General features: G+C 62.7%; 13 protein-coding genes. 5 read left to right on the forward strand and 8 right to left on the reverse strand.

Going from position 1 to position 13374, the window contains the following annotated elements; translation table 11 throughout:
- Positions 1-71: 71 nt before the first annotated feature.
- The 4 genes from AC1PPK_RS14120 to AC1PPK_RS14135 all read right to left on the reverse strand — a co-directional run bounded on the left by AC1PPK_RS14120 (position 72) and on the right by AC1PPK_RS14135 (position 5386).
- On the reverse strand, positions 72-2918 hold the full coding sequence (locus tag AC1PPK_RS14120) for a valine--tRNA ligase (RefSeq protein WP_481113685.1): 2847 nt from the start codon (positions 2916-2918) through the stop codon (positions 72-74).
- Between the two features lie 80 nt (positions 2919-2998).
- Positions 2999-3448, reverse strand: a complete 450-nt coding sequence (locus AC1PPK_RS14125; RefSeq protein WP_481113686.1) for a hypothetical protein — start codon at positions 3446-3448, stop codon at positions 2999-3001.
- Positions 3445-3879, reverse strand: coding sequence for a DNA polymerase III subunit chi (locus AC1PPK_RS14130; protein ID WP_481113687.1), 435 nt, complete (start codon positions 3877-3879; stop codon positions 3445-3447). Before AC1PPK_RS14130 ends, AC1PPK_RS14125 begins: the two co-directional genes overlap by 4 nt.
- 19 nt (positions 3880-3898) lie before the next feature.
- Positions 3899-5386: a leucyl aminopeptidase gene (locus AC1PPK_RS14135; protein ID WP_481113688.1), complete on the reverse strand. Its 1488-nt coding sequence runs from the start codon at positions 5384-5386 to the stop codon at positions 3899-3901.
- Between the two features lie 106 nt (positions 5387-5492).
- Between AC1PPK_RS14135 and lptF the strand changes: the two genes are divergently transcribed.
- Both lptF and lptG read left to right on the forward strand, forming a co-directional pair.
- Positions 5493-6569, forward strand: a complete 1077-nt coding sequence (lptF, locus tag AC1PPK_RS14140) for an LPS export ABC transporter permease LptF (RefSeq protein WP_481113689.1) — start codon at positions 5493-5495, stop codon at positions 6567-6569.
- On the forward strand, positions 6569-7645 hold the full coding sequence (gene lptG / locus AC1PPK_RS14145; RefSeq protein ID WP_481113690.1) for an LPS export ABC transporter permease LptG: 1077 nt from the start codon (positions 6569-6571) through the stop codon (positions 7643-7645). The genes lptF and lptG overlap by 1 nt, the downstream gene beginning before the upstream one ends.
- A 10-nt stretch (positions 7646-7655) precedes the next feature.
- Here the strand turns inward: lptG and AC1PPK_RS14150 are convergent, their stop codons facing one another.
- From AC1PPK_RS14150 to AC1PPK_RS14165, 4 genes are read right to left on the reverse strand one after another with little or no spacing between them, the layout of a single operon-like run.
- Complete coding sequence (locus AC1PPK_RS14150; protein ID WP_481113691.1) at positions 7656-8132, reverse strand: RDD family protein; 477 nt, start codon at positions 8130-8132, stop codon at positions 7656-7658.
- 7 nt (positions 8133-8139) lie between these two features.
- Positions 8140-8775, reverse strand: a complete 636-nt coding sequence (locus tag AC1PPK_RS14155; RefSeq protein WP_481113692.1) for a DUF3106 domain-containing protein — start codon at positions 8773-8775, stop codon at positions 8140-8142.
- Positions 8772-9146, reverse strand: a complete 375-nt coding sequence (locus AC1PPK_RS14160; RefSeq protein WP_481113693.1) for a DUF3619 family protein — start codon at positions 9144-9146, stop codon at positions 8772-8774. The genes AC1PPK_RS14155 and AC1PPK_RS14160 overlap by 4 nt, the downstream gene beginning before the upstream one ends.
- Positions 9143-9724 carry an RNA polymerase sigma factor gene (locus AC1PPK_RS14165; protein ID WP_481113694.1) on the reverse strand — a complete coding sequence of 194 codons (582 nt, stop codon included), beginning with the start codon at positions 9722-9724 and terminating at the stop codon, positions 9143-9145. The genes AC1PPK_RS14160 and AC1PPK_RS14165 overlap by 4 nt, the downstream gene beginning before the upstream one ends.
- Before the next feature lie 135 nt (positions 9725-9859).
- Between AC1PPK_RS14165 and AC1PPK_RS14170 the strand changes: the two genes are divergently transcribed.
- From AC1PPK_RS14170 to ilvC, 3 genes are all read left to right on the forward strand, one after another.
- On the forward strand, positions 9860-11596 hold the full coding sequence (locus AC1PPK_RS14170) for an acetolactate synthase 3 catalytic subunit (protein ID WP_481118223.1): 1737 nt from the start codon (positions 9860-9862) through the stop codon (positions 11594-11596).
- 110 nt (positions 11597-11706) lie between these two features.
- On the forward strand, positions 11707-12198 hold the full coding sequence (gene ilvN, locus AC1PPK_RS14175) for an acetolactate synthase small subunit (RefSeq protein WP_481113695.1): 492 nt from the start codon (positions 11707-11709) through the stop codon (positions 12196-12198).
- A 72-nt stretch (positions 12199-12270) separates the two neighbouring features.
- Positions 12271-13287, forward strand: coding sequence for a ketol-acid reductoisomerase (gene ilvC / locus AC1PPK_RS14180; protein WP_481113696.1), 1017 nt, complete (start codon positions 12271-12273; stop codon positions 13285-13287).
- Positions 13288-13374 lie beyond the last annotated feature (87 nt).

The following is a 13374-nucleotide window of genomic DNA, read 5'->3' on the forward strand; positions in this document are numbered from 1 at the left end:
ATGGGCAAAAAAAAGGCCACGCATGATGCGTGACCTTTTTTTGAGCGTGGCGCCCTGAGGGCGCCACGGCGTCAGAGCCCGGACAGCTTCGCCAGCTGGGGCTTGAGCTTGTCCACGGTGGCGGTGAAGTTGGCCAGGCGTTCCTTCTCCTGGGCTACCACGGCAGCCGGGGCGCGGGCCACGAAGCTTTCGTTGGACAGCTTGGCGTTGGCCTTGGCGATCTCGCCTTCGAGGCGGGCGATCTCCTTGGACACGCGTTCACGTTCGGCGGCGATGTCGATCTCCACCTTGAGCATCAGGCGCTGTTCCCCCACCACGGCCACCGGAGCGAGTTCCTCACTGCCGATTTCATCCACCACCTGCACTTCCGACAGCTTGGCGAGGCCGGCGATGTAAGGGGCGAACTTGCTCAGGCGCTCGGCGTTGCCGGTCGCTACCAGAGGCAGGCGCTGGGCAGGAGAGATGTTCATCTCGCCACGCAGGTTGCGGCAGGCGTAGATCAGGCCCTTGAGTTCGGCCACATCGGCTTCGCTCTTCTCGTCGAGCTTGCCCACGTCGGCCTCGGGGTAGCGGGCCAGACACAGGCTGTCGCTGTCCTTGCGGCCGGCCAGCGGGGCGACGGTCTGCCACAGCTCTTCGGTGACGAAGGGGATCAGCGGGTGGGCCAGGCGCAGCACGGTCTCCAGCACGCGGATCAGCGTGCGGCGGGTGCCGCGCTGGGTGGCCTCGTCGCCGGTCTGAATCTGCACCTTGGCGAGTTCCAGGTACCAGTCGCAGTACTCGTCCCAGATAAATTCGTAGACGGATTTGGAAACCTGGTCGAAGCGGTATTCGCCGAAGTGGTTGGCGATTTCCTGCTCCAGGCGCTGCAGGCGGCTGACGATCCAGCGGTCCACGAAGGAGAAGGCCAGTGGGGCGCTGCCGCCGCAGCTGGGGCCGTCCTGCTTGTGTTCGAGGCCCAGGTCGTGGCCCTGGACGTTCATCAGCACGAAGCGGGTGGCGTTCCACAGCTTGTTGCAGAAGTTGCGGTAGCCCTCGCAGCGGCTCATGTCGAACTTGATGTCGCGGCCGGGGCTGGCCAGGCTGGCGAAGGTGAAGCGCAGTGCGTCGGTGCCAAAGGCCGGGATGCCCTCCGGGAACTCCTTGCGGGTCTTCTTCTCGATGCTGGCGGCCTGCTTGGGGTTCATCAGGCCGGTGGTGCGCTTGGCGACCAGCGCATCGATGCCGATGCCGTCGATCAGGTCGATCGGGTCGAGCACGTTGCCCTTCGACTTGGACATCTTCTGGCCTTCGCCGTCGCGGATCAGGCCATGCACATACACGTGCTTGAACGGGATCTTGCCGGTGATGTGCTTGGTCATCATGACCATGCGCGCTACCCAGAAAAAGATGATGTCGAAGCCCGTGACGAGCACCGTGGACGGCAGGTAGAGGTCCAGCGCGTCGTTGGACTTGGCGGGCCACTCCGGCGTCCAGTCGAGGGTCGAGAACGGCCACAGGGCGGACGAGTACCAGGTGTCGAGCACATCCGGGTCGCGGGTCAGCGGGCCGGGATAGCCGGCCTTGTCGGCCAGAGCGCGGGCTTCTTCCTCGTTATGAGCGACGAAGCACTCGCCGTCGATGCCGTACCAGGCGGGAATCTGGTGGCCCCACCACAGCTGGCGGGAAATACACCAGTCCTGGATGTTGTTGAGCCACTGGTTGTAGGTGTTGACCCAGTTGCCGGGGACGAACTCGATCTCGCCGGAGCTGACGACTTCCAGCGCTTTCTCGGTGATCGACTTGCCGTCCTCGCCCGGCTTGGACATGGCGACGAACCACTGGTCGGTGAGCATCGGTTCGATGACCACGCCGGTACGGTCGCCGCGCGGGACCTGCAGCTTGTGGGGCTTGGTGTCCACCAGCACGCCGGCGGCTTCGAGGTCGGCGACGATGGCCTTGCGGGCGTCGAAGCGGTCGAGGCCCTGGTACTTGGCCGGGGCGTGCTCGTTGATCTTGGCGTCCAGCGTGAGAATGCTGATCTGGGCGAGCTTGTGGCGCTGGCCGACGGCGTAGTCGTTGAAGTCGTGGGCCGGGGTGACCTTCACGACGCCGGTGCCGAACTCGCGGTCTACGTAGTCGTCGGCGATGATTGGGATATCGCGCTCGCACAGGGGCAGACGGACGGTCTTGCCGATCAGGTGGGCGTAGCGCTCGTCTTCCGGATGCACCATCACGGCCACGTCGCCGAGCATGGTTTCGGGACGCGTGGTGGCGACGGTCAGGCCAGTCAGCTCACCGATCTGGCCTTCGCTGAACGGGTAGTGGATGTGCCACATGAAGCCGTCCTCTTCTTCCTGGACGACTTCGAGGTCGGAGACGGCGGTGTGCAGCTTCGGATCCCAGTTGACGAGACGCTTGCCGCGGTAGATCAGGCCTTCGTTGTAGAGGCGCACGAAGGTTTCGGTGACGACCTTGTTGAGGCCGGCGTCCATCGTGAAGCGCTCGCGGCTCCAGTCGGGGCTGGTGCCCAGACGGCGCATCTGCTTGGTGATGGTGCCGCCGGAATACTCCTTCCACTCCCAGACCTTCTCGAGGAATTTCTCGCGGCCGAGGTCGTGGCGGGAAACGCCCTGGGCGTCGAGCTGGCGTTCGACGACGATCTGGGTGGCAATGCCGGCGTGGTCGGTGCCCGGCTGCCACAGGGTGTTCCAGCCGCGCATGCGGTGGTAGCGCGTCAGCGCATCCATGATGGTCTGGTTGAAGCCGTGACCCATGTGCAGGGTGCCGGTGACGTTGGGCGGCGGCAGCAGGATGCAGAAGGATTGTTCGGCAGGCTTGCTGCGATCGAGGCCGGCGGCGAAGTAGCCGCTGGCTTCCCAGTGTTCATACCAGCGGCGTTCAATTTCCGCCGGCTCGAAACTCTTGGCCAGTTCCATGGGGTCTGTCTTTAAGGCAAAACGCGGATTATAGCGGATGCGCCGGGCTCGACTGCCGGCGACCACCGATGGGGGACGGATCAGCCGATCTGGCTGTCGTCGTCCAGCGTGTCGGCGATCTCGGCGGACAGGAGAGGGAGGAGAGTGGCGCGAAGGTGGGCGCCGGCGGCTTCGCGCAGTCGTTCGGCGAGATCGTCCAGTTCGCGGGAAACCAGCTGGGGCAGCTCGTTGTTGACCCATTCCTCGATATGGCGGCTGATGGCCGTGTCGAGGGCGACGAGGCGCTCTGCGAGATGATCGGTGGCTTGTCCGACGGCCAGCCGCGATGCCGGCTCATCTTCGGGGGCGGGCGCTTCGTTGATCGGCTCCAGGATGATCGGGTTCGAGCTCTCACCGATGTAAGGCTCGATGCGTTCATCCACGACGTCGGTGAGGACGGGTAGATCGTCGCCTTCGTCCGGCTCGTCGAGCGACGCAGCGACCTCCTCGTCATCGAGGGAGATTTCAAATTCCGGCTTGGTTTGTGTCATTCGCCGCTCCGTTGGGCGAGGTCGTGGGCACTGAGGGTGTATCCCCGCTCCTTGTAGCTGCGGTAACGGCGGCGAGCAGCCTGGCGCTCTGCTTCGCTGGGGCCGACGATCTCGAGCACCAGCTGGAAGCGGTCAAAGGCGGCAGGCAGTTCGTCCCCGAGATTGACCAGTACTTTATCGTGCGGCAGCACGTCCAGCGAGTTGCCGATGACGACCGGTGTTTCCGCAGCGAGCGGCGAGCCCGCCGCCACGTGGGGAACGAAGGCGAGGGGCTGTAAGCCCCACAGCATCTGGTCGAAGTGGCGGGCGATGCCGTTGTCTGGTGCGAAGACCGAGATATTGTGCCCACGGGAGCGGGCCTTGGTCGTCAGCACGCAGGCCACCCGCAGCCGATCGGGGGCGTTGTGGTAGAAGCGGATCTCGTTTGTCACGCCGGGCTCGCGGGCCGGTTCAGCGACCGCCGGCACGGCCGATCAGGAACTCGGTCAGCAGCGGTACGGGACGGCCGGTGGCGCCCTTGTCCGCGCCGGACTTCCATGCGGTGCCGGCGATGTCCAGGTGCGCCCATTTGTAAGCCTTGGTGAAGCGCGACAGGAAGCAGGCTGCCGTGATGGTGCCGGCGCCCTTGCTACCGATGTTGGGGATGTCGGCGAAGTTGCTCTTAAGCATGTCCTGGTATTCGTCCCACAGGGGCAGCTGCCAGGCCTTGTCGCCGGCGGCCTGGCCGGAGGCCAGCAGTTCGGCAGCGAGTTCGTCGTCGTTGGCGAGCAGGCCCGAGGTGGCGTTGCCCAGCGCGATGATGCAGGCGCCCGTCAGCGTGGCGATGTCCACCACAGCGGCTGGCTCGTAACGCTCGGCGTAGGTGAGGGCATCGCACAGGATCAGGCGGCCTTCGGCGTCGGTATTGAGGATCTCGATGGTTTGGCCGGACATGGAGGTGACGATGTCGCCGGGCTTGATGGCCGAGCCGCCAGGCATGTTCTCTGTGGTGGGAATCAGGCCGACCACGTTGATCGGCAGCTCCATGCGGGCGATGGCCTTGAAGGTGCCCAGCACGCTGGCGGCACCGCACATGTCGTACTTCATCTCGTCCATGCCCTCGCCGGGCTTGAGGGAAATGCCGCCGGTGTCGAAGGTGATGCCCTTGCCGACCAGTACGACTGGCTTGTCCTTGGCCTTGCCGCCCTTGTAGTTGAGGGTGATGAACTTGGGGGGTTCGTGGGAGCCGCGGGCCACAGACAGCAGGGAGCCCATGCCGAGCTTCTCCATGTCGGCGCGCTCGAGCACCTCGACCTTGATCTTGTGGTCCTTGGCGAGCTTGCGGGCGGCTGTCGCCAGATAGCCCGGCGTGCACACGTTGCCCGGCAGGTTGCCGAGGTTCTTCGCCAGGGCCATGCCTTCGGCCACAGCTTCGCCGCGCAACAGGGCGGCCTGGAGTTCATCACCGGCCTTGCCGTGGACGATGAAGGCGAGTTTCTTGACCCCCTTCTTCGATTCGTCCTTCTTGGACTTCAGGGTGTCGCTGCGATAGGTGCTGTCCAGCAGGATCTGCGCCGCCTGGCTGAGTCGCCACGGCAGGTCGCGAGGCGCGTCGATGTCGGCGAGAAGGAAGGCCGCATCGTCGGCGGCGAGGCCGCCCAGCTGTTTGGCGGCCGCGGTGATGGCGTCGCGGTAGGCCTTGTCGGACAACTCGGCTGCCTTGCCGAAGCTGACCAGCAGGACGCGCGGGGCGGCAACGCCGGGCAGACTGTGGAGCAGGAGGGTGGCGCCGGCCTTGTCGTCGAGATCGCCGCGCGCGACGATAGCAGCCAGGGCGCCGTCGCTGGCCTTGTCGAGGGCTTGGGCTGCAGCGCTGAGTTCGCCGCCCGCATACATGCCTACCACCACGCAGCCGTTCTTGAGTTTCTCCGGCGATCCGGCCTTTATGGTAAATTCCACCCGCTTCTCCTTGGAAATACGCGTCAATCGGACATTGCGCCACATTATGGCCGCCACCCCGACCCACGTCAAAACGGCCCGCAGTCGCCGCTAATATTTTTCCCGCATGATTTTTCTTCGAGCTGCCCAGCGCGAATTTACGCAGAACGCCGTGGCGGTCTTCGTGGCGCTGTTCGCCATCCTGATTTCTACGGTTCTGATCCGTCTGCTGGGTCAGGCGGCGGGCGGCCGGGTGCCGGCCGACGCGGTGCTGGCCCTGATCGGCTTTGGCGCCATTGCGCAGATGCCAGTGGTGCTGTCCCTCACTATATTCATCGCCATCCTGATGTCCCTGTCCCGCTGTTATCGGGACTCCGAAATGGTGGTCTGGTTTTCCAGTGGTTTGCCGCTCACCGCCTGGGTGCGGCCGGTGCTGCGTTTTACGTTGCCGGTCGTGCTGCTGATTGCCTGTCTGTCCCTGTTCGTCGCGCCCTGGGCGCAGAAGAAGAGCGTGGAGTACAAGGAGCAGTTGAACAACCGGGACGATGTCTCCCGCGTGGCGCCGGGTTTGTTCCGCGAATCTTCGGGTGGAGAGCGGGTATTCTTCGTTGAGGCCTTGTCCGGCGAGGAGGGGCGGGTCCGTAACGTCTTTGCCAGCAGTATGCAGCATGGGCGGCTTGGCGTGATGGTGGCCGCCCAGGGGCATGTGGAGAACGATGCCTCCGGCAATCGCTTCGTCGTGCTTGAGCATGGGCGGCGCTACGAGGGTACTCCGGGAACGCCGAGCTATCGGGTGATGGAGTTTGGGACGTACTCCATCCGGATGGAGTCCAAGGAGGCCAATACGGCCGAGCGACAGCCGAAGACGCTTGCATTGCCCGCCTTGTTGAAGAATCCTAACGCCCGAAACCAGGGTGAGCTGCTTGCGCGGATCAGCACCCCGTTGCTGGCGACGATGCTGGCCCTGTTAGCTATCCCCTTGTCGTTTGTGAACCCGCGTGCCGGGCGTACCAACAACTTGGTGCTGGCGATCCTGGTCTACCTGATCTATAGCAACACCCTCAGCGTCTGCCAGGCCTGGGTAGGCCAGGGGCGGCTGCGTTTCGACGTGGGCTTGTGGGCGCCGCACCTGATCATGCTGGTCGCGTTGGGGGCTTTGTTTTATCGACGTCTCAGCGTTTTTGCGCGCTGGCGGAAACGCTGATGATCCCCGTTTATATCCGTTATCTCAGCCGCGAGATCTACGCGGCGGTTGCGCTGGTGTTGCTGGCCTTTCTAGGCTTGTTCGCTTTTTTCGATCTGGTGAATGAACTGGACGATATCGGCAAGGGGGGCTACATGCTCCATCACGCGGCGATCTACGTCGCGATGATCATGCCGGGGCGGGTGTATGAGCTGATGCCCATAGCGGTGCTGATCGGGACGCTGTATGCGCTGACCACCCTGGCACGTCATTCCGAAATCACGGTACTGCGCGCGTCGGGCTTGTTGACCCGGCGTCTGTTGTCGGGCCTGCTGGCGATCGGAAGTGTTTTCGTGGTCTTGACCTTCGTTTTTGGCGAATACTTGGCGCCGCCGGCGGAGCGGGCGGCGCAGCAATGGAGGCTGGCAGCAACGCGCTCGATGGTGTCCCAGGAATTGCGTACGGGGCTCTGGGTCCGCGATGGCCGGCGCTTTGTCAATGTCAGTAGTGTGCTGCCGGATACCAGTCTGCAAGGCATCCGTATCTATGAGTTCGACGAGCGCGCAGTTCTGGTGTCGATCAGCGAAGCGGAGTCGGGCGCGTACAACGGCAATAATGGTTGGCGTTTGCGCAAGGTGGCCCAAACGCGCTTCTCCGATAGCGGGACATCAACGGTTGCCCTGCCGGAAATGGTCTGGGATTCCGAGCTGACGCCAGAGGTCTTGTCGGTGCTGATGGTGGTCCCGGAGCGTATGTCCGTGTCCACGCTGTACTCCTACATCCATCATCTGCGGGAAAATAACCAGAAGACCACTCGCTACGAGATCGCCTTGTGGAAGAAGCTGGCGTACCCGTTTGCCGCATTTGTCATGATGGGATTGGCGCTGCCCTTTGGCTATATGCAGACGCGGGCGGGCGGAGTTAGTCTGAAGGTCTTCTCCGGGATCATGCTGGGCGTGGGCTTCCACCTGCTCAACGGGCTGTTCTCCAACCTCGGTGTTATCAATGGGTGGGTGCCGGCCGTGGCTGCACTGACGCCCAGTATCGCCTTTTTCCTGGCGGCGGCCTTCATGATGTGGTGGGTCGAGCGCCGCTGAGGTCGGTTCTTCAGTTTTTCGGACTGTTGAGCAGCAGCACGATACGGGTGCCGGCCAGCCGGTCATGCAGGAACTGATGTTCCTTATCGAGCAGGGCCCACACGATTCCGATTCCAAATAGCAGCACGGAAGGCCACGCCAGCGCGTAGCGGATGCATGCTTGGCGTACGGAAATCGGCTCGCCCTCGATGTTCACAATACGCAGCTTCCAGGTCTGCATGGCCAGCGTCTGTCCACCAGTTCGCCAGTACCACAGGAAATAGCCGCCCAGGACGAGGAAGACGTAAGCCCAAAGCACACCGCCGGGTGGCGTGTAGTTCAAGGTGGCGCCCACAATCAGCAGCGGGACCATGAAGGCGAGGGCGAGCACGCCGAGTAGCAGCAGGATCTCGTAAAGCATGCTTGCCAGACGGCGGCGTAGACCGGCGAGTTCGACGGCCTGCCGGGCCGGCGCAGGGCTGCCGGCGGCAGGGGGGTGTTGGGGCATGACGTGCCTAGGGCTTGGTGGGGGAGGTCTGAGAGGGAGCCGCTTCCGTGGTGACGGCAACCGCAGGAGGGGCTGGAGTCGGAGATTGCGACGTGGTGCTGCCGCCGGCCTGAGCCGACGCCGCTGCTGGTTGTTCGGCAGCGGGGGGCGCGAGCTTGATCTTCGGGTAGCTGGGCCGCGGCGGCGGCGGGGCCGTCAAGGGCTTAATGGGCGGTGCGCCAATCTTGGGAATGATCGGTTTGACGGGCTGCTTGGCGGCGGCTTCGGTGAAGCGTTTCTTCTCGTCACTCGGCAGTTCCTGGTAGGCGTTCCACTTTTCCCTGAGGGTTTCCCGCTTTTCGGGGGCGATGCGCTGGAGGTTGCGGTATTGATCCCGCGCAATCATGCGTTGTTCTGGAGTCAGTGAAATCCATGTCTGCATGCGGTGCTGCAGACGCTCCTGTTCCTCCGGTGTATAGCCCGGAAAACGGTCGGCGATACCGACCCACTTCCGGCGGCGTTCGTCGGGCAGGTCGCGCCATTCCTTGGCAAGCGGGGCAAGGGTGCGTTGCTGCGCCGGCGTCAGATCACTCCAGGCAGGGGCACTGATGGGGGGGGCGGGCAGGGCGGAAACCGACCAGCCCAGCATGAGCGCAAGGCTCACTCGGGAGAGTCGTTTTGAACCCATGCGTCGAATCCGCGGTCAAGGTAGGCGTCGATCGGCAGGTCGTCGGCGAGCAGGGCGCTATCGACTTCCTCCAGATCGGCGGTATGTTGAAACTGTCCGAGCAGGACGCTGCCGAGCGCGGCAGCAATGACCAGAACCATCGCGATGGTGGTTTTGCCCCGCGGCAGTACATGCTCTGTGAGCATCTGGCCGACCCCGGCCAGGCTTAGTCCTCGGACGGCAGCCTTCTGGCGGCTTAATGCCTTTTGGCGCGCCTCGTGCAGGCGTGAAGATGCGCTCGGTGGAATGTTCCACGCCGATGCGTTCAGGTGTTGCCGGATCCGGCGCTGAAATTCCTGCTCGTTCATAGTGTGATGCCCTTTGCTGCAAGAGCTGCAGCCAATGTATGCGTCGCCCGGGAGCAGTGTGTCTTCACGCTTCCCTCGGAGCACCCCATTGCCGCAGCCGTTTCGGCGATATCCATCTCTTCCCAGTAACGCATGAGGAAGGCTTCGCGTTGACGGGCTGGCAGCTTTTCGATTTCCTTTTCTATGACCGACAAGGTCTGGTGTTGTTCTAGCTGGGCCTGGGGGGATTCGCTCTTGTGCTCGCTGTCGGCGGATTCGAGCGTTTCCAGGGGGTCATAGTCTTGCTCGTCCGAGCTTGGCGAAAAGGCGGATAGCAGCGTCGTCCACATGCTGCGCACCTTCTGGCGGCGAAAATGGTCGCGGATCACGTTCTGCAGGATGCGCTGGAAGAGCATCGGCAGTTCTTCCAGCGGCTTGTCGCCGTATTTCTCGGCTAGCTTGAGCATTGCGTCCTGCACGATGTCGAGGGCCGACTCATCGTTGCGGACCGCAAATAAGGCCTGCTTGAAGGCCCTTTTTTCGACGCTGGCGAGGAAGTCCGATAGTTCAAGGCGGGAAGGCAGGGGAGGGATCCTCAACTGAAGCGTGGCACCCCTCTTTTTTCATGGGCGGGGGTTGCGCCAATTAAAACGATGCGCCTGGCGTCCGGACTGCAATGCCGCTAGCGGCGCCTTGACCAATCGTCTGGGCGGCGGTATGGTTCAACGTTTCACATTGCCGAAACAGCTTCGGGTGCAGCGATGGTAATTACCGGTGCGGAAATTGTAATCAGGAGTCTCCAGGAAGAAAAGGTCGATTATCTCTTCGGCTATCCCGGCGGTGCGGTACTTTACATCTACGACGAGCTGTTCAAGCAGGACAAGGTTCGCCACGTGCTCGTGCGTCACGAGCAGGCCGCCATCCATGCGGCCGACGGCTATGCACGGTCCACCGAGAAGGTCGGCGTTGCGCTGGTGACTTCCGGTCCCGGCGCGACCAATGCGGTGACCGGGATCGCCACGGCCTACTGCGACTCGATCCCTATGGTCATCATTTCCGGCCAGGTGCCGTCGTCGGCCATCGGCCAGGACGCCTTCCAGGAAGTGGACACCGTCGGAATCACCCGTCCCTGCGTGAAGCACAATTTCCTCGTGCGCGATGTGCGTGATATCGCGCCGACCATCAAGAAGGCCTTCTACCTCGCCAAGAGCGGCCGTCCCGGCCCGGTGCTGGTCGATATTCCGAAGGACATCACCGCCCAGAAGTGCGAGTTCGAATACCCGCAGACGGTGGCGATGCGTTCCTACAGCCCCGTCGTCAAGGGGCATCATGGCCAGATCAAGAAGGCATTGCAGCTCCTGCTCGAGGCCAAGCGTCCGATGGTGTACGCCGGTGGCGGCGTGGTGCTCGGCGACGCAGCCGACAAGCTGACCGCGCTGGTGCGCAAGCTGGGCTTTCCCTGCACCAACACCCTCATGGGCCTCGGCGGCTATCCGGCTACCGATCGCCAGTTCGTCGGCATGCTGGGCATGCACGGCAACTACGAGGCCAACATGGGGATGCATTATTGTGACGTGCTGCTCGCCGTTGGTGCCCGCTTCGACGACCGCGTGATCGGTAGTCCGGCTCATTTTGCCTCCGAGCCGCGAAAGATCATTCATATCGATATCGACCCCTCGTCCATTTCCAAGCGCGTGAAGGTGGACGTACCCATCGTTGGCGATGTGGGTGAAGTCCTCGGCGAGTTGCTGGCGCTGCTCGACAGCACCTCCGATCGCCCAGACCAGGAAGCTCTCGGTGGCTGGTGGAAGCAGGTCGAGGAGTGGCGCCGCCGCGACTGCCTGAAGTTCAATCAGGGTATGGATGTCATCAAGCCGCAGTACGTAGTGCAGAAACTCTGGGAAGTGACTGGCGGTGATGCCTTCGTGACTTCCGACGTGGGGCAGCACCAGATGTGGGCGGCCCAATACTACAAGTTTGACAAGCCGCGCCGCTGGGTGAATTCCGGCGGTTTGGGCACGATGGGTTTCGGCCTGCCAGCCGCAATGGGCGTTCAACTCGCGCATCCCGGCTCTCCGGTGGCCTGTATCACCGGCGAGGGGTCGGTGCAGATGAACATCCAGGAGCTGTCCACCTGCAAGCAGTTCCGTCTGCCGATCAAGGTGATCCTGCTCAACAACGGTTATCTCGGTATGGTCCGCCAGTGGCAGGAACTGTTCCACGGCAACCGCTACTCCGAGTCCTACATGGATGCCCTGCCCGACTTCGCGAAGCTCGCCGAGGCCTATGGCCACGTGGCGCTGCGCGTGCAGAAGCCGGGTGACGTGGAGGATGCGCTGCGTGAGGCATTCAAGCGCAAGAACGATCTGGTCTTCCTGGACTTCCAGGTCGATCCGACCGAGAACGTGTACCCGATGGTCCAGGGTGGCAAGGGCCTGACCGATATGATCCTGTCCGCTGAGGATCTCTGATTCGCCGGGGGCATGCCGTGGATGATCTGTCGCGGCCCGCTCCCGAATCGTTACCGATGCTCGACGCCCATTGGCTGCGCGGGTTGATGGTCAGCAAGCAGAAAATACATATGAGACACGTCATCTCCCTTCTCATCGAGAATGAATCCGGCGCGCTGTCGCGCGTCTCCGGGCTGTTTTCCGCCCGTGGTTACAACATCGAATCCTTGACGGTGGCGCCGACCGAGGATGCCTCCCTGTCACGCATGACGATCGTGACGTCCGGTTCGGACGACATCGTCGAGCAGATCACCAAGCAGCTCAACAAGCTGGTTGAAGTGGTGAAAGTGGTCGATCTCTCCGAGTCGGCCCACATCGAGCGCGAACTGATGCTCGTGAAGGTGCGTGCAACCGGCAAGGATCGCGAGGAAATGAAGCGCATGGCGGACATCTTCCGTGGGCGCATCATCGACGTGACCGATACCAGTTACATCATCGAGCTGACCGGCACCCAGGCCAAGCTCGATTCCTTTGTTGGCGCCATCGACGCCGGCCTCATTCTCGAAACCGTGCGCTCCGGCATCTGCGGCGTTGGCCGTGGTGATCGGGTATTGAAAGTGTGATGCGGGGGTGGTGCGGGCTGCACGGCCGGCGCTTCCCTGCAATTTGCTCCTCTTGTATCAGAAAGGCATGAAATGAAGGTTTATTACGATAAGGATGCGGATCTCTCCCTGATCAAGGGCAAGCAGGTCACGATCGTTGGCTACGGTTCCCAGGGCCATGCCCACGCCCAGAACCTGCGCGACTCCGGCGTCAATGTGACGGTCGGTCTGCGCAAGAGCGGCGCATCCTGGGCCAAGGCCGAAGGCGCTGGCCTGAAGGTTGCCGAAGTGGCCGAGGCCGTTCGCGCTGCCGACGTGGTCATGATCCTGCTGCCGGATGAGAACATCCCCGACGTCTACAAGAACGACATCGAGCCGAACATCAAGCAAGGCGGCGTGCTGGCTTTCGCCCACGGCTTCAACGTGCATTACAACCAGGTCGTGCCCCGTGCCGATCTGGACGTGATCATGGTTGCCCCGAAGGGCCCCGGCCACACCGTCCGTTCCGAGTACCTGAAGGGTGGCGGCGTGCCGTCCCTGATCGCCGTGTACCAGGACAAGTCCGGCAAGGCCCGCGACATCGCCCTGTCCTACGCTGCTGCCAACGGCGGCACGAAGGGTGGCGTGATCGAGACCAACTTCCGTGAAGAAACCGAAACCGACCTGTTCGGCGAGCAGGCTGTGCTCTGTGGCGGTGCTGTCGAATTGGTCAAGATGGGTTTCGAGACCCTGACTGAAGCCGGCTACGCCCCGGAAATGGCCTACTTCGAGTGCCTGCACGAGCTGAAGCTGATCGTTGATCTGATGTACGAGGGCGGCATCGCCAACATGAACTACTCCATCTCCAACAACGCGGAGTATGGCGAGTACGTGACCGGCCCTGAAGTCATCAACGAAGAGTCCCGCTACGCCATGCGCGAAGCCCTCAAGCGCATCCAGACCGGTGAATACGCCAAGATGTTCATCCTGGAAGGCAAGACCAACTACCCGTCCATGACCGCCCGTCGTCGTCTGAACGCCGTGCACCCGATTGAAACTGTCGGTGCCCAGCTGCGTGACATGATGCCGTGGATCAAGGCCAACAAGCTGGTTGATCAGTCCAAGAACTAAGCGGGACTGGCAGGTAGCAAGATCGGGGGACGCAAGTCCCCCGAGTCGTTTCTGGGCCTGTCGTATTGACCTGCGTTACAATCCTAT

Source organism: Zoogloea sp. JDB1 (assembly GCF_056724025.1).